The 21,848-nt window shown below is 65.0% G+C and carries 19 protein-coding genes; 12 read left to right on the top strand and 7 right to left on the bottom strand.

The genetic code is table 11. The annotated features are described in order from the left end of the window. Positions 1–101: 101 nt before the first annotated feature. The 7 genes from ACUN9Y_RS10265 to hypA all read left to right on the top strand — a co-directional run bounded on the left by ACUN9Y_RS10265 (position 102) and on the right by hypA (position 5,056). Positions 102–821 (top strand): HyaD/HybD family hydrogenase maturation endopeptidase, encoded by a 720-nt coding sequence (locus ACUN9Y_RS10265; protein ID WP_445460609.1) that lies wholly within the window; start codon positions 102–104, stop codon positions 819–821. Positions 822–826: 5 nt separating this feature from the next. Beyond that, positions 827–1,165: a HypC/HybG/HupF family hydrogenase formation chaperone gene (hypC, locus tag ACUN9Y_RS10260; RefSeq protein ID WP_445460608.1), complete on the top strand. Its 339-nt coding sequence runs from the start codon at positions 827–829 to the stop codon at positions 1,163–1,165. 133 nt (positions 1,166–1,298) lie between these two features. Next, on the top strand, positions 1,299–1,703 hold the full coding sequence (locus ACUN9Y_RS10255; protein WP_445460607.1) for a hypothetical protein: 405 nt from the start codon (positions 1,299–1,301) through the stop codon (positions 1,701–1,703). 97 nt (positions 1,704–1,800) lie between these two features. Continuing rightward, a complete protein-coding gene (locus ACUN9Y_RS10250) occupies positions 1,801–2,844 on the top strand; it encodes a hydrogenase expression/formation C-terminal domain-containing protein (RefSeq protein WP_445460606.1) in 1,044 nt (347 codons plus the stop codon). Then, a complete protein-coding gene (locus tag ACUN9Y_RS10245) occupies positions 2,841–3,722 on the top strand; it encodes a [NiFe]-hydrogenase assembly chaperone HybE (protein WP_445460605.1) in 882 nt (293 codons plus the stop codon). Before ACUN9Y_RS10250 ends, ACUN9Y_RS10245 begins: the two co-directional genes overlap by 4 nt. A gap of 122 nt (positions 3,723–3,844) precedes the next feature. Continuing rightward, positions 3,845–4,702 carry a hypothetical protein gene (locus ACUN9Y_RS10240; protein ID WP_445460604.1) on the top strand — a complete coding sequence of 286 codons (858 nt, stop codon included), beginning with the start codon at positions 3,845–3,847 and terminating at the stop codon, positions 4,700–4,702. A 12-nt stretch (positions 4,703–4,714) separates the two neighbouring features. Beyond that, entirely contained in the window at positions 4,715–5,056 is a 342-nt protein-coding gene (hypA, locus tag ACUN9Y_RS10235) for a hydrogenase maturation nickel metallochaperone HypA (protein WP_445460603.1), read from the top strand. Here the strand turns inward: hypA and ACUN9Y_RS10230 are convergent. After that, positions 5,053–5,478, bottom strand: coding sequence for a hypothetical protein (locus tag ACUN9Y_RS10230; RefSeq protein WP_445460691.1), 426 nt, complete (start codon positions 5,476–5,478; stop codon positions 5,053–5,055). The two genes, hypA and ACUN9Y_RS10230, sit on opposite strands and share 4 nt — an antisense overlap. Positions 5,479–5,523: 45 nt before the next feature. Here ACUN9Y_RS10230 and hypB point away from each other — a divergent pair, with 45 nt between their 5' ends. Further along, entirely contained in the window at positions 5,524–6,348 is an 825-nt protein-coding gene (hypB, locus tag ACUN9Y_RS10225; RefSeq protein WP_445460687.1) for a hydrogenase nickel incorporation protein HypB, read from the top strand. Between the two features lie 48 nt (positions 6,349–6,396). Continuing rightward, positions 6,397–8,070: a sigma-54 interaction domain-containing protein gene (locus ACUN9Y_RS10220; protein ID WP_445460602.1), complete on the top strand. Its 1,674-nt coding sequence runs from the start codon at positions 6,397–6,399 to the stop codon at positions 8,068–8,070. Positions 8,071–8,293: 223 nt separating this feature from the next. Here ACUN9Y_RS10220 and hypE read toward each other — a convergent pair whose 3' ends face one another. The 4 genes from hypE to hypF are packed head-to-tail and all read right to left on the bottom strand — an operon-like array spanning position 8,294 to position 13,278. After that, positions 8,294–9,349, bottom strand: a complete 1,056-nt coding sequence (hypE, locus tag ACUN9Y_RS10215) for a hydrogenase expression/formation protein HypE (RefSeq protein WP_445460601.1) — start codon at positions 9,347–9,349, stop codon at positions 8,294–8,296. Further along, positions 9,346–10,479 (bottom strand): hydrogenase formation protein HypD, encoded by a 1,134-nt coding sequence (gene hypD / locus ACUN9Y_RS10210; RefSeq protein ID WP_445460600.1) that lies wholly within the window; start codon positions 10,477–10,479, stop codon positions 9,346–9,348. The genes hypE and hypD overlap by 4 nt, the downstream gene beginning before the upstream one ends. Continuing rightward, complete coding sequence (locus ACUN9Y_RS10205) at positions 10,476–10,769, bottom strand: HypC/HybG/HupF family hydrogenase formation chaperone (RefSeq protein ID WP_445460599.1); 294 nt, start codon at positions 10,767–10,769, stop codon at positions 10,476–10,478. The genes hypD and ACUN9Y_RS10205 overlap by 4 nt, the downstream gene beginning before the upstream one ends. Positions 10,770–10,806: 37 nt before the next feature. After that, entirely contained in the window at positions 10,807–13,278 is a 2,472-nt protein-coding gene (gene hypF / locus ACUN9Y_RS10200) for a carbamoyltransferase HypF (RefSeq protein ID WP_445460598.1), read from the bottom strand. A 637-nt stretch (positions 13,279–13,915) separates the two neighbouring features. Between hypF and imuA the strand changes: the two genes are divergently transcribed. From imuA to ACUN9Y_RS10185, 3 genes are all read left to right on the top strand, one after another. After that, positions 13,916–14,674 (top strand): translesion DNA synthesis-associated protein ImuA, encoded by a 759-nt coding sequence (gene imuA, locus ACUN9Y_RS10195; protein WP_445460597.1) that lies wholly within the window; start codon positions 13,916–13,918, stop codon positions 14,672–14,674. 153 nt (positions 14,675–14,827) lie between these two features. Further along, positions 14,828–16,264 carry a Y-family DNA polymerase gene (locus ACUN9Y_RS10190; protein WP_445460596.1) on the top strand — a complete coding sequence of 479 codons (1,437 nt, stop codon included), beginning with the start codon at positions 14,828–14,830 and terminating at the stop codon, positions 16,262–16,264. 121 nt (positions 16,265–16,385) lie between these two features. Continuing rightward, positions 16,386–19,538, top strand: coding sequence for an error-prone DNA polymerase (locus ACUN9Y_RS10185; RefSeq protein ID WP_445460595.1), 3,153 nt, complete (start codon positions 16,386–16,388; stop codon positions 19,536–19,538). 38 nt (positions 19,539–19,576) lie between these two features. Here ACUN9Y_RS10185 and ACUN9Y_RS10180 read toward each other — a convergent pair whose 3' ends face one another. Together ACUN9Y_RS10180 and ychF are read right to left on the bottom strand one after the other, a co-directional pair. Further along, positions 19,577–20,335: a DUF4336 domain-containing protein gene (locus tag ACUN9Y_RS10180; protein ID WP_445460594.1), complete on the bottom strand. Its 759-nt coding sequence runs from the start codon at positions 20,333–20,335 to the stop codon at positions 19,577–19,579. Between the two features lie 264 nt (positions 20,336–20,599). Beyond that, positions 20,600–21,691 carry a redox-regulated ATPase YchF gene (gene ychF, locus ACUN9Y_RS10175; protein WP_445460593.1) on the bottom strand — a complete coding sequence of 364 codons (1,092 nt, stop codon included), beginning with the start codon at positions 21,689–21,691 and terminating at the stop codon, positions 20,600–20,602. Positions 21,692–21,848: the final 157 nt, after the last annotated feature.

Genomic DNA, 21,848 nt, shown 5'->3' with positions numbered 1-21,848 from the left:
TGTAAAGGCATACGGCTGTCGCGATCTTTTCGGTATGCCATTGATGCTTTTAACGTTCGCTGGCGATCGCCACGGCGAGGCCGTTTCTCGAGAGCAATGCCATGGACCTGGATAGCGAAAATGTGCCTTCATCGATTCTGGTACTGGGTATCGGCAACGTGCTGTGGGCGGACGAAGGCTTTGGTGTTCGCGCGGTGGAGGCGCTGCACGAGCGCTTTGTGTTCCCCGACGAGGTGACCGTCATGGATGGCGGCACGCAGGGGCTCTACTTGTTGCCTTACGTGCAGTCCTGCCGGCGTCTGATCATCGTCGATGCCATCGACTACGGGCTTGCCCCGGCGACGGTTCACGTGATTCGTGATGACGCCGTACCCAGTTTCATGGGGGTAAAAAAGGTATCGCTGCACCAGACGGGGTTTCAGGAGGTGCTGGCCGCGGCACAGCTATTGGGGTGGGAACCTGAGGCCGTGGTGTTGGCGGGCGTCCAGCCCTTGGTCATCGATGACTACGGCGGCTCCTTGCGCCCCCTGGTGGCTTCACGCATCGATGAAGTCGTCACCCTGGTCGCTGACGAACTGGTGTCCTGGGGCGTGGCGATCGAGCTTCGCTCCTCCCAGGCATCGAGCGACTGCGCCAGCGTATCCCGCCATGCATTGCCCACTCCTTCCGGCCACCCATCACACCCGTTGTCCGCGACAGATGAGCTCGGGCCAAGCGCGCTTCGCTTGAGCGAGTACGAGGGCCTGCGGCCGTCGGATGTCGAGGCTTGCCGGTTCGGCGATGCGCGCTTTCTGCGCATGGCGCCACCCCGTGAAGGATAGCCGAGATGTGTATTGGGATTCCCATGCAGGTGCTCGAGGCAAACGAGCAGATTGCCCGCTGTGTAGCAGGAGATGACAGCGCCTGCGAGGCCCCGCACGACGTCGACGTCACGCTGATCGATCCGGTGCAAGCGGGAGATTGGGTGCTGGTGTTTCTTGGCGCGGCGCGGCGAGCGTTGGAAGAAACAGAAGCACTGCTGATTCGTGATGCGCTGCGCGCCATGACGAGCGCCGCCAGCGAAGGGAGTATCGATTCAGGCTACTTTCCCGACCTTGAGCAAGGAGAGCCCCGTTTGCCGCCGCACCTGGAAGCGGCACGCAAGGCCGGGGCAGCCACGGGATGATGACACTCCGTGGTGCCGTTGGTTTGATCAATAGCTTGCGACCGCGACGGTATCGTGGCGTGGTGCTCAAGCGGTGCCATCGGTCTGCCGGCACCAAGGTTTTTTCTGCAGTGCAGCGCAAGGAAGATCATCCATGACCACCCCTTTGAACCGTTTGATCGATGAGTTGAACTATCCCTGCCTCACTGAGAGCGAGCTGGACGCCTTCGTGGCAGGAGAGGGGCTGCGGCTGCTGTTCTTGACCGGTGACCCGGTCACCAATCTCGAGACGAATGATGTCGCCGCGATCCTGCCGGAACTCGCCAAGGCCTTTGATGGCGGCTTTGTGGCAGCGGTGGTGGGGCGAGCTGCGGAAGACCGGGCACGAGAGCGTTTTCAGGTGTGGCCGGTGCCGTCGCTCTTGTTTGTGGAGCACGGGCGGTTGATCGGGCGGATATCCCGGGTGCGGGACTGGCAAGACTATCTCGACGAGACGCGCGCCATTATCGATGCCGTTCCGCCCAGTGCCACGCTGATTGCCCGGGAAGGTGCGCAGTGATGGCCGGTGTCGCGGCGTCCTTCGATGGAGAGCCCGGTAACGGGACCTCTCTCGGTGGGATGGTCCGGGACTTGATGCGACGAATAGAGGATCGACCATGACTCAGGGTTTCATGCGGCCACCGATCGGTTTCGGTCCGGGCAGCCAGCCCGATGCGGACGACCAGGGTGAGCTTGATTATCTGGCGATGCCGTCAGGCATGCGCACCTTCGAGCCGCACTACCCCGATGTGGATGACCCGCAGCGAATCGCGCCGGCGCGGAAGGCCCTGCGGGCGCTGGCCCGCTTGGCGGCGACATGGACGCCGGGCGGAGAAAACCTGGTGTTTCATCGCCCACCGTTTGATGCCGAGAATGCGCGTGTTTTCGCCCAGGCGCTGGGCGAAGGTGAAGTCGCGATTCGCGTCGCAGGGCGGGCGCCGGTGGATATACAGGAATCGGTCTTCGCCGGGGTATGGCGGGTGATGCCTGGTCATGATCCCGTGGGCGGGCCGTCAGGCGCTACGACAGACCGAGTGCCGGGCGGTGCGGTAGGCAATGCGATAGATTGCACGATAGACAGTGCGATAGATAACGAGATAGATAACGCGATAGATAGCGCGAGAGATGACGTGGCAGGTGACGTGACGGGGGGCCGGCCGATGGACGCCTCGGGCCAGGCAGGAGAGGACGGCAACCGTGATCGTATCGAGCGCGAGTACGTGGAGATAGGGCTCATGCCGACGGCGGTGCTGCGCAGGCAGGCGGCGCGCATCTTTTGCTCTCCGCCGGCCGAGGGTGGTGTGGTGAACGGCCCCCATATCGTTTCGGAGCTGCTTGAGCAGTGTGAAGGTCGCGAGCAGTTTGCTGAGCCCTATGCGATCAACCTGTCATTGCTGCCGCACTCGCCGGAGGACCTGGCTTACCTGGACGCTGCGCTCGGCAAGGGAGAGGTCACCATGCTGTCGCGGGGGTACGGCAACTGCCGCATCGAAAGTACCGCCATCGCTGATGTCTGGCGGGTGCGCTACTACAACTCTCAGGACGCGCTGATTCTCGATATCATCGAAGTGTCGGCGGTTCCCGATGTGGCCTGTGCCGCACCGGAAGACCTGGCGGATTCGGCAGTGCGACTTCAAGAAGTGTCGGAGGCCATGGCGTGAGCATTGCTCGTTTTGAAGGCTCGTTTCTTGGGGATGTGGCGCGGCTTGCCGATGATGCCGTGATGGAATGCAAGATCTGCTGGTACTGCTATGACGCGGCGCAGGGCGACGATGTCCGTCAGGTCGATCCGGGCACGCCATTTTCCGCCTTGCCGGAGGATTGGCGCTGCCCGCAGTGCGATGGCGAGCGCAGCCAGTTCATGGTGGTGAGCCAGTCCCCTGCACAGGAGCGCGTAGCTACCTCAGGGGGCGCTGGCGCCGTGACGGCACTGGTTCAGGTGTTTCGCGAGATCCACGCGACTGCGATGAAGGACGCGCCTTTCTGCAACGCATCATTGGCGGTCGAGGCGGTGGGTTTCACCGCATGGCAGGAGCGACAGGTGGGCATTCTGGTGACGCCGTGGTTCATGAACCTTGTCGTGCTGCCAGGCCCCGGTGACGACCTGCACGGTTACCAGCCGGGACACAAGCGATGCTTCGGCTTTCCCTCCGGCGACTATGAGTTTCTCTTCAATGTGCGTGCGCCGGTGGGCCCGTATCTTGCTTGCGCCCTGTTTTCTGATATGGGCGAGTTCGCCAGCCAACTCCACGCTACCGACGTGGCGCGTGCCGCCATCTCGGGGTTGTTCGATCCGGCCAACCGGGCGCAGACCGATCGTCATGCCGAGATCCAGAGCCTACGTGCCAGCGATGTAGAGGCCATGGATTCGAGCATCGTGGATGCCCAGGATCGAGGCGTCGATGACGAAGCCTTGGGTCATCGGGTCGAGACGCCGGCACGCGAGGGGGCCCTGAGCGCGGCGCCTCTATCAGGGCTTCGCCTCGAGTCACGGCGGGAATTTCTTACCGGCCAGCGGCAGACGCCCGAGGGCGAATGAACATGATGCCGTCGCTGCTGGTGACTTGTCCGTCGGCGGGACATGCCGGTTTTCGGGTCAGCGCGCAGGGAGCGCTGCCGACGAGGATGGTGATTGGGCGCAGCAGAAGTGAGGCCATAACGATGATCGGCCGTCTCTTCAACCTGTGTAGCGCTGCGCAATCGGCCGCCGCAGCCTTGGCCATGGGGTTGCCGGTCGCTGCAACCTGTACCCGTGATATTGAGCGCGAGACGCTGCGCGAACATGCGCTGGTCATCTTTCGCGACTGGGCCAAGGCCCTGGGTATGGCGGTGGATGTGGGGGCGCTGAGAGGACTGGGGCGGCTTTCTGTCGCGACCGCGGACGTCCAGGGAGTGCTGAATGACCTGGAGCGTGCCACGTTCGGGGGACCGGCCTCGAGCGTTCTTGACGATATCGATAGCTGGCGAGAGGGTGCGGCGACGGTGCCCGCCGAGATGCTGCGCAGGGTAGCGGATTGGCCGGCGGGCCTTGGGCGGCTTTCTCCCGCTGTCGAGCCCACCTTCGTGGCTCGGGTCATCGGAAATCCGCTGTCAACGCCGGTGTTAGGGCCTTTTCTGGCGTCTGAAGGCCTGAGTCTCTACGTGCGTATGCTGGCCAGGGTCTTCGAGGTCGCGCTCTTGATCACATCGCTGAGATCGGGGGGGGCAGAGGGTCGATGCGGTCGAGAGACAGACGGCCGAGGCTGGGCCGAGGCTGCCAGAGGGCGCCTGACCCACAGCGCTATCTGCGACGGCGATAGGGTGATGGACTACCGCATCAGGACACCTACGGACGCCATGTTGGCCTGCGATGAAGGTTCGCAGCACAACTTTCTGGCCGCATTGATCGAATCGGCCCATGGCCCCGGAGATCGATTGGCTGCGCAGCGGGTGGCCCTGGCCCTGGCCTGCGTCGATCCCTGCCTGCCGGTGATCTGGCAGACGACCGGGATGGACCCGCGGCAAGGGCAGAATCGCTAAAAGGAGCGCGGCATGCATGAGATGTCTATCTGTCAGAGCATTGTCGATTTGATCGAGGAACAGGCGTTGGCGCAGTCTTTCGATCGTGTTTCTCGCGTTTGTCTCGAGATCGGCGTGCTGTCCTGTGTCGAGCCTGGGGCGCTCGCGTTTGGCTTCGAGGTGACCACGCGGGGTTCGATTGCCGAGGGGGCCACCCTGGATATCGTGGATGTGCCGGCCAGCGCCTGGTGCTTTGGCTGCAACGAGACGGTTGAGATCGCACGCCGCGGCGACGATTGCCCGCGTTGCCAAGGGGCACGGTTGAGGGTGACGGGCGGAGAGGAGCTTCGCGTCAAGGAACTGGAGGTAGTCTAATGTGCACCGTCTGTGGTTGTTCCACTTCTCGCCCCCCAGCCAGCCCGAAGGCGGGGGAAGGTCATGCCCGGGCGCATGACCACGGGCACTCGCATGATCACGAGCACTCGCATGACCACGAGCACTCGCATGACCACGCGCACTCGCATGATCACGCGCACTCGCATGATCACGGGCACTCGCATGATCACGAGCACTCGCATGATCACGGGCACTCGCATGATCACGGGCACTCGCATGACCACGAGCACTCGCATGATCACGAGCACTCGCATGATCACGGGCACTCGCATGATCACGAGCACTCGCATGACCACGCGCACTCGCATGATCACGGGCACTCGCATGGTCACGCACACTCGCATGACCACGGGCTTGAACACCCGCATGAGCATGGCCATCACGACGACGATTGTCGTCACCTTGATCGGCATCCTGCGCCGTCTCGCCATCCTCTCGCCGCGGCGATACCGAACACTGCAGACGAGGCCGCAGACGTCACGTACCCCGGCCACCGTCGGGATAGCACCTTGGACTATGGCAAGGGGCCGGCCGGGGTGCATGTCGCCGGCGTATCGCAGCGGCGGCTGGTCGCGATCGAGACAGATATCCTCGCGCGCAACAATCGCATCGCCGAGCGCAATCGCGCCCGGTTGGAAGCGCAGGGCACTCTCGCCCTGAACCTGATGTCGAGCCCGGGGTCCGGCAAGACGACACTGCTTGTCGAAACCCTCGGGCAGCAGCCGAGTGGCGATGTCGCGGTGATCGAAGGCGATCAGCAAACGGCCAACGACGCACAGCGGATCCGGGCGACTGGCGTGCCGGCACTGCAGGTCAATACCGGCAAGGGATGTCATCTCGACGCGTCGATGATCGAGCGGGCGCTTACGCAGATGGCGCTTCCTCCTCGAAGCCTGTTGTTTATCGAGAATGTCGGCAACCTAGTGTGTCCGGCGGGGTTTGATCTGGGCGAAGACGCCAAGGTGGTGATCCTCTCGGTGACCGAAGGGGAGGACAAGCCGCTCAAGTATCCCCACATGTTCGCCGCCGCCTCGCTGATGGTGCTGAGCAAGATCGACCTGGCGCCGTATGTCGATTTCGACATGCAGGCCTGCGAGGCCCACGCACGTCGTATCAATCCCGATATCGAGATCATTCGATTGTCGGCACGCAGCGGTGAAGGGATGCCGGCGTGGCTCGACTGGATAGCGGCGCGGCGAGAAAGTGTTCGTCACAAGGCGCCGCCCCAGGCGAAGGAGTCGCTCGACGTCGTCGAGGACAAGTCTGTCTGATTCGACCGCTTGGCCTGTCTGGCGGGCGGTCTGAGGGAGTGGTGCGGCATGAGCGGCTGGTGCGGCATGAGCGGAGACAACAAGGCAACGGCGGCGAAGGCGCTGAATGGGCACCCTGATGTGTCGCTGCCCGGCGTTCTGGTCGTCGCGGATGCCGAGCAGGCGTCAACGCTGCAGGGGCTGTGCGGCGCGCACATCGAGTGCCTGACAGCGTCGGACTGGCCGTCGGCGCGAGTGCTCCTCGCCTCGCAATGGATCGGGTTGGTCATTGTTGCCATCGATGCACATGGCAATGACGTCGAGGACAGAATCGCGTGGCTGAGAGAGCTTGGGCATGACTGGCCAGAGGTGCTGTCGGTCGTGAGAATCGTGGGTGTCGACGCCAGCGACATGGCGCGCCTCGAGGAGAGACTCACCGACTGCCCGCGCCTGTTTCACGTCCTTCGTCGAGAGTGTTGCGCGGGAGAGCTAGAGCGGGTTCTGGGTCATGCGCTCAGGCTCTATCACTTGGAGCGCGAGTGCGAACGACTGAAGACAGAGCGCAAGCTTTTTGAGCCGACGGTCTTGGGACGGCTGGAGGCCCACCGCAGCGGTCTGCGCGATGCCGGCGGTTTCGAGACGATTCTTCGGGGGCCTGACTCCCCCCTTAATCGCGTGTGTGACATGGCGGCGCGCATCGCCGGTTTCGATGTTCCCGTGCTGGTCATGGGAGAGACGGGCACCGGCAAGGAACTCATGGCGCGCGCGATTCACGCCAGCAGCCTGCGCTCGGACAAGCCCTTTCATGCGGTCAACTGTGGTGCAGTGGCAGACGAGCTTCTGGAAAGTGAACTCTTCGGCCACTGCAAGGGTGCCTTCACCGGTGCGCATGTCAGTCGCATCGGCATGCTCGAGCAGGCCCACGGCGGCACCATCCTGCTCGATGAAATCGGCGATATCTCACCGGCCTTTCAGATTCGCCTGCTGCGATTTCTGCAGGAGGGGGAGGTACGCCCGGCCGGGACCAACGGCGTGCGCCGGGTCGACGCCCGCATCATTGCCGCCACCAACCGCGACTTGTCTGCCGAGGTGGCGGCTGGGCGCTTCCGCGAAGACCTCTATCACCGACTGGTTGTCGCGCCCGTTACCGTGCCACCGTTGCGCGAGCGTCGCGGTGATATTGCCTTGCTGGCCGAGACACTGCTGGCTCGCGTGGCCTCTGCTCATGGGCTCAGGATTGCAGGGTTTAGCCACGAGGCGATGGCGTACCTGAGGACCTATTCGTGGCCGGGCAACGTGCGCGAGCTGGAAAACCAGATCACCCGGATGGCGATACTCTCGACGGGCACCTGGCTTGGCGGGGATCTTCTCGAGCCCCATGTCCGCGGCGCCGGTGGCGTCAACGGCGTCAGCAACGAAGCGCACGCTGATCGCCCCCGTGATGAGGTGCCGGCGCTGGCGTGCTCAGGCGTGGCCGACCGGGTGCCAGCGTCTTTGCCCGAGGCTTTGACACCGACACCGACGCCGACGCTGCCCAGCACGCCGCCCACGGCGGAGCCCGATGGGCGGGTGGGTGACGATACGGGGGATGGCACCTTGCGTGAGAAGGTCGAGCGCATGGAGGTCCGTTGTCTTGTGCAGGCGCTCAAGCGTCATCGCGGCAACAAGACCCGAGCGGCCAGCGAGCTGGGGCTTTCACGCATAGGGTTGCGAGCCAAGCTGCAGCGCTACGGCATCGACTGACGCACTCGCCAAGAATGAGGGCGATGGGCTTTTCGTCACTGAAACATGGCCCCGATGATCCCCTCCGCCTTTCCTTTCACCGAAAGGCCGTCGTCGCCTCCATCGCAACGCCCCGGCGGGCGCATTCTCGACGGGGGCGTGATCGCCCCCTTGATGGCCAGACGCGGGTCTCGCACTGGCGGTGGTTCCTGGGTGGTTCGTCTGTGACGCTGTTGAGGGTCGCTTAGCAGATGCGGGGCAGTTGTTCGCCCACCAGCATGTCGACGAGTCGCTCGCCGCCGAACCCGGTACGCAGCGTTACCCGTCCGGGTTTGCCCTGGTGAGCGCTGCCGATGATGGCGGCTTGCTGGCCCAAGGGGTGAGCGCGCAGGGCGGCCAAGGCGGCATCGGCCTGTGATGGCGGCACGGCGGCTACCAGTTTGCCTTCGTTGGCCAGATACAGCGGGTCCAGTCCGAGGATCTCGCAGACCCCGCGTACCTCCCGGCGCAGGGGCAGCGTCGGGTCATCGATCGCGATGGCAAGCCGTGAGGCATCGGCCATCTCGTTGAGCACGGTGGCAATGCCGCCACGGGTCGCATCGCGTAGACAGCGAGTGTCGGGTGCGGCCTTCAGCAAGTCGTCGATGATGCCGTTGAGCGAGGCGCAGTCGCTGCGAATATCGGTGTCGAGCGCCAGGTCGCCTCGGGCCGCCAGAATGGCGGCACCGTGGTCGCCGAGCCACCCATTGACGATGATCACATCGTCGGGCTCGATGCGCTCGATGCCCAGGTGCCGGCCCGCGGGAATGACGCCGATGCCGGTGGTGGTGATGAAGATGCGATCACAGGCGCCGCGCTCCACCACCTTGGTGTCACCGGTCACGATCTCGACGCCGGCCTCCCGTGCAGCGGTCGCCATGGAGCGCGCAATGCGCCGCAGATCCGCCACGGGCAGGCCTTCTTCCAGGATCACCGCACAGGACAGGTAGCGAGGGCGAGCGCCGCCGACGGCCAGGTCGTTGACGGTGCCGCAGACGGCAAGCGTGCCGATATCTCCCCCGGGGAAGAACAGCGGACTGACCACGAAGCCATCGGTGGTCATGGCCAGCCTGTCGCCTAGACCGGCAAGCGAGCCGAGATCGAGGCGCGCCTGGTCTTCGAGAACGGTGGGGGTGGCCTGGAATTCGCTCACGAAGACGTCATCGATCAGGTCCTTCATGGCCTTGCCGCCACCGCCGTGGGCCTGGGTCACCAGACTCGCCGTCACCCGGGAAGGCCGGTGCTCTGTCGGGGGGCTCATGACAGGGTCCGCTTGCGGTCGCCGGCGCCGCCGTACTGGTAGTAGGCGGCACAGGCACCTTCGGTCGAGACCATCAGCGCCCCGCGGGGCATGGCGGGCGTGCAACGAGTGCCAAAGAGCTCACACTGCCACGGCTTCATGGTGCCGGTGAGCACGTCGCCGCAGCGGCAGCTGTCGGGGTCCGCTATCTGCTGGTTGGGCAGAGTGAACTTCTTTTCGGCGTCGAAGGCGGCGAACGCCTCGCGGATGCGCACGCCAGACTCCTCGATCGATCCCAGCCCACGCCACTCGCACCGGTCACGGGGCTCGTATACCAGGTCCATGGCCTCCTGTGCCGGGAGGGTGCCGCCGGCCTCGACGACGCGCTGGTACTGGTTCTCGACCGCCGAGCGTCCTTCATGAATCTGCTTGAGCACCATCAGCAGCGATTGGAGGATGTCCAGCGGCTCGAAACCGCAGACGACCACCGGGCGCTCGAACTGCTCTGCGATGAAGCGGTAGGGGGCGGTGCCGATGATCATCGAGACGTGACCCGGGCCAAGAAAGCCGTCCAGTCGATGGTCGGGGTTGTCGAGGATGGCCCTGAGGGTGGGCACGATGGTGATGTGGTTGCAGAACACGGAGAAGTTGGTCACGCCTTCTCGCTTGGCCTGAGCGATCGTCAGGGCGGTGGAGGGGGTCGTGGTCTCGAAGCCGAGCCCGAAGAACACCACCTCGCGTTGCGGGTTCTCTCTGGCCAGCGCCAGGGCATCCATGGGCGAATAGACGATGCGCACATCGGCTCCCTCCGCCTTGGCCTGCAACAGGCTCTTGCGGGAGCCGGGGACGCGGATGGCGTCGCCGAAGGTGGTCATGATCACTTCCGGGCGTTCGGCGATGGCGACGCAGTCATCGACCCGCCCCATGGGCAGCACGCAGACGGGGCAACCGGGTCCGTGAATCAGCTCGAGGTTCGCGGGCAGCATGGCCTCCAGGCCGTAGTGAAAGATGGCATGGGTGTGGCCCCCGCAGACTTCCATGATGCGAACGGGGTCCTCGCGCCGGGTGGCGATCTGGCTGGCCACTTCACCGATACGCTCGATCAGTTGACGAGCTCGGGTGTGATCGCGGAATTCATCGGAAAAGTTCACGGGGTTGCCTCCTGGTGTCCGGTCATCGTCAGGGCGTCGAGTTCGTTCTGCGTCTCGCCCAGTTCGTCAAGCATCTCGAGGGTTCTGGCGGCGGCCGCGGCATCGATACGACTCAGGGCAAAGCCCACGTGGACCAGCACCCAGTCACCGACGCAGCGCTCGGGCGGATGGTCGTCGTCGATGATGCAGGCGATGTTGATCTGCCGGCGAACGCCGCTCACGTCGACCGTGGCGAGGCCTGCGTCGGCATCGTCGAGAGAAATGATCAGTCCCGGAATTCCCAGGCACATTGGCGGGTCTCCTGTGGTGGGGTGGATGGCGGTTGGGTCATGTGGCATCGCGGTGGCTCCCTGGGTGCTGTGCCGCCGCGATGACGGCCTGACCGAGCGCGATGCCGCCATCGTTGGCCGGCACCTGGCGGTGAGTCAGTACGCGAATGGGCAAGGGAGCAAGCCGCTGGAGGGTCTCTTCCAGCAAGCGTCTGTTGTGGAAGCAGCCGCCGCTCAACACGACGGTGTCGAACCCTCGGGTCGCGACCAGCCGACGCGTCAGGTCGGCCAATGTGCTGGCGAGCCCCCGGTGGAAACGCGTCGAGATGATCGCGGCCGCGCTGGCCGTGGTCTTGTCGATGGCGGAAAGGTCCTCGAACAGGGCCTGCCACATCGGTGTGGGATCGATCACGAACAGGCCGCTGTCGTCATCGGTCTGGATGGCGAACGGGTAGGGCAAGAGCTCGCCGGGTTCGAGCGAGCCCGCGCCGCTGGCGTCCTGCCGGGCGTCAGCGGCGGTGGGCGTGTCAGGGGAAAGGAGGGTGGTCTCGAGGGCCAGGGCTTCCAGGGCCATGGCGGCCTCCCCTTCGTGGTGCTGGTGATCGAAGCAGAGCTGGACGGCGGCGGCGACGGCGTCGAACAGGCGCCCACAGGATGACGCTTTGGGACAATTGATGCCGCGCTCGATCATCCCGCTGAGGGTGGCGACAGGCTTGGCCTCGAGTCGCCTGAGCAGCGAGAGTTCGGGATAGCGTCGAAGCAGGGCGTCCAGGCCGGGTCCCGCCTGGAGCTGGGCCAGCAGGTTGCGCCAGGGCTCGCGTGAGGCGGCCGCTCCTCCGGGCATGGCGACGGGTCTCAAGTGGGCCACCCGCGAGGACTCCCGGTAATCCGCCATGAGCAACTCGCCGCCCCACAGCGAGCCGTCCTCGCCCAGGCCGAGGCCGTCGAGCACGATGCCCATCACCGCGGGCGCATCGAGCGGGTAGCCGTTCTCGGCAAGGCAGGCGGCGATATGGGCGTGGTGATGGCTTATCGGAATGACGGGCAACCGCTCGGGTGTCGCCATCTCGTAGGCCAGCCGCGTCGTCTGATAGCCCGGATGAGCGTCACAGGCCAGCCAGCGGGGCTTGAGGTCGTACAGCGCGCGAAAGTCGGCGAGATTGCGCTCGTAGTCGTCGAGGGTGGCGGCATCGTCCAGATCTCCCTGGTGGGGGGACAGGATCGCCCGGCCCCCTTCGATCAGGCAGAAGGTGGCCTTCTGTTGCGGGCCAAGGGCCAGGCCGGAAGCGTCGCAGGAAAAGCCCGGCGGCAAGGGAAGGGACATCGGGGCGTAGCCGCGGGCTCGCCGCAGTACCCGGACCTTTCCGCCGGCCAGCCGGACGAGGCTATCGTCGATGCGTCGGGCGATGGCTCTGTCATGGGTCAGGGCGTGACTCGCGATCGACGCCATCATCGTTGCCAGTTCGGCATCGTCGGTCAGTTGCGGAGCCCCGGAAACATTGCCGCTGGTCATGACGATGGGGCCGGATAGATGCCGGCACAGCAGCACATGCAGTGGGGTGTAGGGCAGCATGACACCGAGCAGCGAGACACCCGGGGCCAGGTTCTGGGCCAGTCCGCCGCTATCGTTTTGCTGATCCCGGCGCTTGCGGCACAGCACGATGGGGGCCGCGGGGGAGACCAGGGTTGCCGTTTCCTGTGTGCTCGGTTCGCAGTAGCGATGCAGCATGTCGATGCCGGCGACCATCACGGCCAGGGGTTTGGTGGGGCGCTGCTTGAGCCGGCGCAGCCGATCGACCACATCCGTTCGAGTGGCGTCGCAGGCCAGGTGATAGCCTCCGAGCCCCTTGATGGCAACGATATGGCCAGCGTCAATCAGGGCGGCGGCCTCGCTGACCGGGTCGTGATTCGGCGTCGCGGAAGAGGGCGGCTCACCGAGTGTTATCAGCCTCGGCGTGGGGCCACAGGCGGGGCAGGCGATGGGCTCGGCGTGAAAGCGGCGGTTGGCCGGGTCCAGGTACTCGCGTCGGCAGTCAGCGCACAGTGGAAAGCGGGACATGGTGGTTGCCGCGCGGTCGTAGGGCATGGCCTCGATGATGCTCAACCGCGGCCCGCAGTGGGTGCAGTTGGTCAGGGCATAACCCGAGCGTCGCTGGTCACTGCTCAGGATTTCCTCCTGGCACGTTGCACAGACGGCGGCGTCTGGAGCGATGTCGGTTCGCGTTGCGCCGCCGTGGCTGTCGACGATGCCAAACCCCGTGGCGGTGATCGGGTGGCAGCAAGAGGCAACGTCGATGCTGGTGATCGTGGCCAGGGGGGGCGGATCGTCTCGTAGTGCTCGCACCAGGTGCTGTAGCTGCGATGCCGGCCCGCTTGCGCGAATCAGCACGCCTTCGCCGTCGTTGAGTACCTCCCCGTCGAGCGCCAATCGGGTAGCCAACTGCCACACCGTGGGGCGAAACCCCACCCCCTGGACGCAGCCGCGAACCCTGATCTCCCATGAGCTGGTGCTGGCGTGGGGCTTGAGCATGGTGTTTCGGGTTTCCGTGACAGATAACGAGGCCGGGTCGTGTGAGGGCAGGAGCACTATTTCACAGCCGACGTAAGCCATGCCTGAGCTGGGTCAGGTTCTGCGACTCACTTTAGCCCGGTAGTGCGAACGGTGGGGCCGGAATCTGTGCTGGAGACTGCGGCGTGGCAAACCGCTATCGGAAAGCAGGAATTAGGCAGTAGAGAGACGCCTGGTGTCGGACAGTGTTTTGCTTGGACGATGGGTTGGATTTTCTCGAATACTGTATAAAATGACAGTATTCGGAGCTGACGGCTTTAGCCGGAAAGGGTGTGGCGATCAAGAGGGTGTGGTGATCAAGAGGGTGTGGCGAACAAGAGAGGGGGCGAACAAGAGAGGGGGCGAACAAGAGAGGGGGCGATCAAGAGAGGGGGCGATCAAGAGGGTGTGGCGAACAAGAGAGGGGGCGATTAAGAGAGGGGGCGATTAAGAGAGGGGGCGAACAAGAGAGGGGGCGAACAAGAGAGGGGGCGATTAAGAGAGGGGGCGAACAAGAGAGGGGGCGAACAAGAGAGGGGGCGAACAAGAGAGGGGGCGAACAAGAGAGGGGGCGAACAAGAAGACCGAGCCATAGGAACGAAGAGGACAAGGGGGGAGGATGAGGGCGACACATGCCACCAGTGCACTTTCCAGCCAAGACGAATCGGTAGGGGCGGCCGCCGTCCCGAGCCCCTCCGACAGCCTGGCGCTGTTGATGAAGCGCGGCGCGCTCTGGCGCGGCCAGCAGCACCATCGATGGAGTCCCCACGTTGGCACCGACGAGGCGTCCCCGACCGGCTTCGATGAGCTCGATGCAGTGTTGGGCGGAGGCTGGCCGCGGGGAGATCTGCTCGAGCTGCTGGTCGCCGGTCACGGCATGGGCGAGATTCGTCTGTTCGAACCGTTGATGAAAGGCTGTGCGCGTGTGCTGTGGGTCGACCCGCCCTGGCTGCCCCACGGCGCGGCGCTGGGCGCTGCCGGGATGGATCTGTCGCGGCTGATCGTCATTCGGACTCGGTCCCTCAAGGAGCGGCTATGGGCCACGGAACAGGCGCTGAAAAGCGGCTGTTGTGACCTGGTGCTGAGTTGGTTCGACGCCGTTCAGGGGCCGTGGTTGAGGCGGCTGCAACTGGCGGTCACCGAAGGCGGTGGCACGGGGGTCGTGCTGCGCTCGGCACGCTTTGCCGAGCAAGGATCGGCCGCCCCCTGGCGGCTGCGTCTCGACAGACGGGAGACGTCGCCGGAGCGACTCAGGGTCCATGCTTTCAAGCGCAAGGGCGCCATGCCGGCACCCTGTGTCGAGATCGACCTGTCGTCCTCGCGGCTGTCGCCGCCCGCCGGGAGGGCCAACCGTGACGCTGGCGCCTTGTTCCGTTGACGTTCTGCCAAGAAGGCTTCTCTGGCAGGGCGGGGCTCGGGTAGAAGGCAGGGCTCAGATAGCAGGTGGGGCTCGGGTAGCAGGCAGGGCTCAGATAGCAGGTGGGGCGAGCGCGGAGCCCCCTGGCACAGAGATCCATCTCGTGGAGCGGACATGAAAGGGTTGTGGTTGAGTCTTTACTGCCCGCTGCTGGGACTCGAGGTCTTGCCGGGAAATGCCGACGGGCCGCGAGTCTTGCTGACGGCGCGGGGCGATCGCGTGTCGCTGGTCGGCCCGGTGGCGCGTCGGGCCGGCGTGCGACCCGGCATGACGGTCAGCGCAGCGCTCTGCCTGGAGCCGGAGCTCGACTTCCGGGCGCCGGATGGTCTGGCCTGCCAGCGTCGCCTGGAAGGCCTGGCCTTGTGGTGTTCGCGCTTCAGCGCTCGCGTCAGCCTCGGTGAGGAAGACACCGTGATGATGGAGATCGCGACCATGCTTGACTACTTCGGCGGCTTGTCGGCGCTGTGGGACGGGCTCCATGACGAACTCTCGACCCTTGAGCTGAGCGTGGTCTGCGCCACGGGGCATACGCCGCTGGCCGCCGAGCTTCTGGCCCGGGCGGGGGGAGGCTGCGCCCAGAGCGAAGCCGAGCACCTGGCGCGCCTTGGGGCCCTTGCGTTGAGCAGTCTGCGACTGCCCGAGACACAGCAGGCACGACTTCAGGGGTTGGGGTTTCGGCGCATCGATGACCTGCTGGCCTTGCCCTCTGACGCCCTGGCCTCTCGGCTGGGCCCAGCGCTGACGCGCTACCTGGCGCGTTTGACCGGGGAGCTCTCCGACCCTTCCGCCGCCTTTGTACCGCCTTCGCGCTTCGACAGGCAGCTGGAGCCTGGCCATGAAATCGAACGGGTCGCGGGCGTGCTGTTCCCATTGCGTCGACTGCTGGCGGAGCTCGAAGGGTTTCTCAAGGTGCGCTGCTTGAAGGCTCAGGCGCTGTCGCTGTCGCTGTATCACGAGGACGGGCAGCAGCATCTGGCCATTGGTCACGCCGGTGGAGAGCAGGCGGCGGAGGCCTGGTTGGAGCTCTGTCGGCTGCGGCTCGAAAGAGTGACGCTTGAGCGTCCCGTCCGGCGTCTGCGGCTGTCGGTGACGGAACTATGCTCGCTGCAGGCGCCCCCGCAGGACCTGTTTCACCGTGCGGCCCCTCGAGATACTCCCGAGGCGCTGATGAGTCGGTTGCGCACTCGTCTGGGCGAGGATGCCGTCATGCAGCCTGGCCTACGGGCAGACTATCGTCCCGAGCAGGCCTCCTGCCTGACCCCGCAGGTTTTCAGAGCAGGGCACGCGGGCAGACGCCCGTCGGAGGACGAGGCTGGCGGCGAAGCCTATGACCACCGCCCTGCGTGGCTACTCGCCTCACCACTGGCGCTCGGAGAGCAGGTGCTGGCAGGGCTTGTGTGGGTGGCCGGCCCCGAGCGCATCGCCAGTGGCTGGTGGGACAGCGCGCCGGCAAGGCGCGACTATCACGTCGTGCGCTGGCCCGACGGTCGACACGGGTGGGTTTATCGTGATGCCGAATCGCAGTGGTGGTTGCATGGCTGGTTCGGTTAGATCGCTCGCCGGTGGCGGCCTGCCGCGACCCGATCACGGGGCCGATGCTCCCCGTGACCCCGGCAGCGATGTCTCCCGGCTCGCCCCAGGGGCGCCCGATGAGCCGCGGGAGGCGTCCCATATGACGCAGAGCTCGTCCCAGGTGCTCCAGGGCTCGTCTCAGGTGCTACAGAGCTCGTCCCAGGCGGTCCAGGGCTATGCCGAGCTCCACTGCCTGTCCAACTTCACCTTCCTGAAAGGGGCGTCGCACCCTCACGAACTGGTGCGTCGGGCGGCCGAGCTTGGTTATCGCGCCCTGGCGGTGACCGACGAGTGCTCTGTGGGGGGCGTCGTCAGGGCCTGGGAGGCGGCGCGTGAGTACGGGCTTGCCCTGATCGTGGGCGCCGAGTTCCGGTTGGGTGATGACGTGCTGGTCGTGTTGGCCCAGGGGCGGCTCGGCTACGCCAGACTGTGTCAGTTGATCACCCTGGGGCGGCGTCGGGCTAGCAAGGGGAACTATCGGCTCGACTGGAGCGACCTGGACGCGCTCGATGACTGCCTGTTGCTGTATCGTCCGGGGGATTGTCTCGATCAGGCGCGCGGGCGCATACGCTGGCTGCAGACGGCGTATGCCGGGCGCTGCTGGATGATGGTGCAGCGTCACTATGTGGCCAATGAGGCCCTACGCCTCGACGCCCAGGTCGCCCTTGCCACGTCGCTTAACATGCCGATGGTGGCGACCGGCAACGTGGTGATGCACGTACCGGCCAGAAAGCGTCTGCAGGATGTGCTGACGGCGCTGCGCCATCGTGTCACCGTGCAGCAGGCGGGGTATCGGCTCGAGGCCAACGCCGAACGCTGCCTGCGATCGCTTGAGCGATTGTCGCAGTGCTTTCCCCGTCATCTGCTCGAGGAATCCCTGGTCATTGCCGAGCGCTGCCGGTTCGATCTGGGTGAGCTGCGCTACGAGTACCCAGAGGAACTGGTGCCCGCCGGCCACACGCCGACGTCGTGGCTCGAGAGCAGAGTCCGGGAAGGGGAGCGGCGTCGTTTCCCTGATGGCACACCCGCGGACATCGCCCGCCAGATCGACCATGAACTGTCGCTGATTGCCAAGCTGAGCTATGAGCCGTTCTTTCTGACCATCGAGGATATCGTGGCCTTTGCCCGGCAGCGCGGCATCCTTTGCCAGGGACGGGGGTCGGCGGCCAATTCGGTGGTCTGCTACTGCCTGTACATCACCGAAGTGGACCCACGGCAGGTACAGCTGCTGTTCGAGCGTTTCATTTCCGAGGAGCGCGACGAACCCCCGGATATCGACGTGGACTTCGAGCACGAGCGTCGTGAGGAGGTCATCCAGTACATCTACCGGCGCTACGGACGCGAGCGGGCGGGCCTGGCCGCCAGCGTGATCTGCTATCGGTCCAGGAGTGCCCTCAAGGACGTGGGCTGGGCACTCGGGCTGGGTGACGGCTACCTGACCTGGCTCGCCAGTCGCCTGGACCGTCGCGAGGGAAAGTCCGTCTGGCTCGAACAGTTGCGGGCGGCGGGGGGCGATGAGCCGCCGCCTCTGTTTCGTCACCTGGTCGAGCTGGTCGACCAGATCATGGACTTTCCCCGGCACCTGTCTCAGCACGTGGGCGGGTTCGTGATTTCTCGGGGTCCCCTGCACGAACTGGTGCCGGTGGAGAATGCGGCCATGGAGGGCCGCACCCTGATCCAGTGGAACAAGGATGACCTGGAGAGTCTCGGGCTTCTCAAGGTCGACGTGCTGGCGCTTGGCATGCTGACCGCGGTGCGCAAGACCCTGGAGATTCTGGGACGGCAGTGCGGTCGGCCGATCACCCTTCAGGATATTCCCCGGGAGGACCCGGATACCTACGAGATGCTCTGTCGGGGTGACAGCGTCGGCGTCTTCCAGGTCGAGTCCCGGGCCCAGATGAACATGCTGCCTCGCCTCAAGCCACGTAGCTACTACGACCTGGTGGTCGAGGTCGCCATCGTCCGCCCCGGTCCCATCCAGGGCGACATGGTCCACCCCTATCTCAAGCGGCGTGATGGTCTCGAGGCGGTGGACTACCCGAGCGAGGAAGTCCGTGACGTGCTCAGCCGCACCCTTGGGGTGCCGATCTTCCAGGAGCAGGTGATCAAGCTGGCGATGGTCGCGGCGGGGTTCTCCGGTGGCGAGGCCGACCAGCTCCGGCGCGCCATGGCCGCCTGGCGGCGCAGCGGCAGCATCGCCCAGTACCAGCACAAGCTGACCGAGGGATTAAGGGCTCGGGGCTACAGCGCGGACTTCGCCTCGCGTATCTGTCACCAGATCGAAGGTTTCGGCGAATACGGTTTTCCCGAGTCCCATGCGGCGAGTTTTGCCCTGCTGGTCTACGTCTCGGCCTGGCTCAAGTGTCACCACCCGGCGGCGTTCTGCTGTGGCCTGCTCAATAGCCAGCCGATGGGCTTCTATACGCCCTCTCAACTGGTTCAGGACGCCCGGCGTCATGGTGTGAGCGTGCGTGGCGTGGAGATCAATGCAAGCCGCTGGGAGTGCCACCTGGAGGATGACGGTGCCCTGCGTCTGGGCTTTCGCTTGATCAAGGGGCTGACTCGTGGCGGCGCCGAGCAGTTGCTCAAGGCCAGGCCAGCGGCGGGATTCACCCGCGTCGCCGATGCCCGCGGCAGCGCGCGGCTGTCGTCTCGCGACTGGGAGGCGCTGGCCGCCGCCGGCGCCCTGAACAGTATCAGTGGCCATCGCTACCAGGCGCGCTGGGAGTTGCTGTCGGCCGACCCTGCTCTCGCCCTCGGCGATGCCAGGGTCGACGAGTCCGAGGACGATGGGCTCAAGGCGCCCGGTGAGCAGGACGATCTGGAAGAGGACTATCGCCACCTGGGATTGAGCCTCGGGCGCCATCCCATGGCGCTACTGCGTGAGGCCTTGCGTCAGGAGGGAGGCAGGTACGGCGAGACCCTCAAGGGCTGCCTGAGTGCTCGTGAGATCGAGCGCTGCCGGCCCGGACAGGGCGTCACGGTGGCGGGGCTCGTCACCAATCGCCAGCGCCCGGGTACCGCCTCCGGGGTGACCTTCGTCACCCTCGAGGATGAGACCGGCAACATCAATCTGATCGTCTGGCGCGATACTGCCAAGGCCCAGCGCCAGGCGCTATTGAATGCCCGGCTGCTGAAAGTCAGCGGCAAGCTCGAGCGCGAAGGCGAGGTGATCCACGTGGTGGCGGGAAGGCTTACCGATATCGGCGGGTTATGGCAGCACCTTGCGGTGGCGTCTCGGGATTTTCGATGAGTGTTGCCGGCGCGGGCCTGGGACCCACGGGGCCCCTGTCAGCGATCCGGGGAGCGCGCCTCCAGACAGCGGAAGGAGCGCTCGAGGAACGTCACTGCGCCGGTGGTCACGATGTCGCCGTGGGCCATGATGATCCTGCGAGGGTGCCAATCTTTCATTCGCCGCACCTGGGATCTGGCCTCGGCCTTGCGGAACATGACGCTTAGCCGCCAGTTCAGCGGCATCCGGCCGGAGGGGTAAACGACGCCGGCGGCTCGGGCCAGCATTCGCTGCCAGCCACCGCGAGCCCGGGGGGAAAGGTTGCCGACCAGGTCGGTGAGAATCAGCGTGGCGCTGGGCGAATGAAAGAACACCGCCTCGGTCATCCGGCGGGAGCCACGAAACAACAGGTGGACTATCTCTTCACTCCAGGGGTAGGACCCCGTCTTGTCGATGGCGTGTGCGAAGGGCAGATCCCAGCGCTTGTCGATGACCTCCTGGGTGCCGAAGCTCCGCGCGGTGGGATAGGCCTGCTGCCACTGATCCAGGTGAAGATGATGGCGATGATTGGGGGCAATCAGGTAGCAGACTTCGCCGAGGTTCTTGAGCTCGCTCTCGAGCCCCGGCGTCAATTGGATGGGGCTGTGGACCCATAGCTGGTCGTGATTGAAACGAACCACCACCATTCGCGTCGGGAAAGATCGGCCGAAGAAGGACGAGGCGGCCCCTTGTGCCACCCACAGGTGCTCTTCTACCGGACGCAGGTGGCGCGGAGCCTGTTCCGCTGGTTCTGGGCGATCGGTCGAAATAGCAGTCATCGCGCCGACTCCCTGTCGTATCCTGGGGCTTGGACGGACATTGGCCATGGCGGTGTACAGTGCCAGACGAAATGCTAACCCCCTTCTTGTAGCACAGCCGCTTGATAAAAGGCTTCCGAAATACCTCTTATGTGTCGCAGAGTGTCTACATGGGGTAGTCGGGTGCGAGGCGACTGGGGTATCACCGTTACCTAAGATCGGCGACACCGGGCCTGGGCCCGGTGTCGATTCGTGAAGCGCGAGCGTCGGATCGCCGTCGCGCCCCTAGACGTTGAAGCGGTAGTGGATGACGTCGCCGTCCTTGACGATGTATTCCTTGCCCTCGAGGCGCCACTTGCCGGCGTCCTTGGCCCCTTGCTCGCCGTTGTACTGGATGAAGTCGTCATAGGCGATGACCTCGGCGCGGATGAAGCCCTTCTGGAAGTCGGTGTGGATGACACCGGCGCCCTCCGGGGCGGTGGCGCCGACCTTGACGGTCCAGGCCCGCACTTCCTTGACCCCGGCGGTGAAATAGGTCTGCAGACCGAGCAGGGCGTAGCCCGCGCGGATCACGCGATCGAGTCCGGGCTCTTGCATGCCCATCTCGTCGAGGAACATCGAGCGTTCCTCGTCGTCGAGCTCGGCGATCTCGGCCTCGAGCTGGTTGCACACCGGCACCACCACGGCGCCTTCCTCGGCGGCAATCTCCTTGACCACGTCGAGGTAGGGGTTGTTGTCGAAACCATCCTCGTTGACGTTGGCGATGTACATCGTCGGCTTCAGGGTCAGGAAACCGAAGCTCCTGAGCTGCTTCACATCGTCCTCGTCGAGGCCGAAGCTTCTCAGCGGCATGCCTTCGGCCAGGTGCGGCTGGATACGGTCGAGAATCGCCTTGGTGGCGATGGCATCCTTGTCGCCCCCCTTGACCACCCGGGCCAGGCGCTGGATGGAGCGGTCCACCGCGTCCAGGTCGGCCAGGGCAAGCTCGAGGTTGATGGTCTCGATGTCGGCGCGGGGATCGACCTGGTTGGAGACGTGGATGACGTTGTCGTTGTCGAAGCAGCGCACCACGTGTGCAATGGCCTGGGTCTCGCGGATATTGGCCAGGAACTGGTTGCCGAGGCCCTCACCCTTGGAGGCGCCGGCGACCAGGCCCGCGATATCGACGAACTCCATGGTGGTGGGCAGCACCTTCTGCGGTTTGACGATCTCTGCCAGCTTGTCGAGGCGCGGATCCGGCATCGGCACGATGCCGACGTTGGGCTCGATGGTGCAGAAGGGGAAGTTCTCGGCGTCGATGCCGGACTTGGTCAGGGCGTTGAACAGTGTCGACTTGCCGACGTTGGGCAAGCCCACGATGCCGCAGTTGAATCCCATGGGTGATTCCTGAAGACGTGAATGAGAACGGACGGTTCAAATAAGTGGCGTACAGTTTACGGCACTGATAGGCGTGCCGTAAGTCATGTTGACCGAATCGTCTGGTGGCACCGTGCCTGCGTCAGCGCTGGGCCGCGTTGCGTGTCACGCGTGCTAC

Source organism: Halomonas sp. V046 (genome assembly GCF_052645355.1).
The sequence above is the reverse complement of the archived record's forward strand: the minus strand, read 5'-3'. Positions and strand labels throughout refer to the sequence as shown.

Excerpts from the sequence above, each read along its gene's own strand:
- ACUN9Y_RS10240 (WP_445460604.1), top strand. The coding sequence starts at position 3,845 with ATGATCGGCCGTCTCTTCAACCTGTGTAGCGCTGCGCAATCGGCCGCC.
- ACUN9Y_RS10220 (WP_445460602.1), top strand. The coding sequence starts at position 6,397 with ATGAGCGGCTGGTGCGGCATGAGCGGAGACAACAAGGCAACGGCGGCG.
- hypE (WP_445460601.1), bottom strand. The coding sequence starts at position 9,349 with ATGAGCCCCCCGACAGAGCACCGGCCTTCCCGGGTGACGGCGAGTCTG.
- ACUN9Y_RS10255 (WP_445460607.1), top strand. The coding sequence starts at position 1,299 with ATGACCACCCCTTTGAACCGTTTGATCGATGAGTTGAACTATCCCTGC.
- ACUN9Y_RS10185 (WP_445460595.1), top strand. The coding sequence starts at position 16,386 with ATGACGCAGAGCTCGTCCCAGGTGCTCCAGGGCTCGTCTCAGGTGCTA.
- ACUN9Y_RS10205 (WP_445460599.1), bottom strand. The coding sequence starts at position 10,769 with ATGTGCCTGGGAATTCCGGGACTGATCATTTCTCTCGACGATGCCGAC.
- ACUN9Y_RS10190 (WP_445460596.1), top strand. The coding sequence starts at position 14,828 with ATGAAAGGGTTGTGGTTGAGTCTTTACTGCCCGCTGCTGGGACTCGAG.
- ychF (WP_445460593.1), bottom strand. The coding sequence starts at position 21,691 with ATGGGATTCAACTGCGGCATCGTGGGCTTGCCCAACGTCGGCAAGTCG.
- ACUN9Y_RS10180 (WP_445460594.1), bottom strand. The coding sequence starts at position 20,335 with ATGACTGCTATTTCGACCGATCGCCCAGAACCAGCGGAACAGGCTCCG.
- ACUN9Y_RS10265 (WP_445460609.1), top strand. The coding sequence starts at position 102 with ATGGACCTGGATAGCGAAAATGTGCCTTCATCGATTCTGGTACTGGGT.
- imuA (WP_445460597.1), top strand. The coding sequence starts at position 13,916 with ATGAGGGCGACACATGCCACCAGTGCACTTTCCAGCCAAGACGAATCG.
- hypF (WP_445460598.1), bottom strand. The coding sequence starts at position 13,278 with ATGCTCAAGCCCCACGCCAGCACCAGCTCATGGGAGATCAGGGTTCGC.
- ACUN9Y_RS10250 (WP_445460606.1), top strand. The coding sequence starts at position 1,801 with ATGACTCAGGGTTTCATGCGGCCACCGATCGGTTTCGGTCCGGGCAGC.
- hypA (WP_445460603.1), top strand. The coding sequence starts at position 4,715 with ATGCATGAGATGTCTATCTGTCAGAGCATTGTCGATTTGATCGAGGAA.
- hypC (WP_445460608.1), top strand. The coding sequence starts at position 827 with ATGTGTATTGGGATTCCCATGCAGGTGCTCGAGGCAAACGAGCAGATT.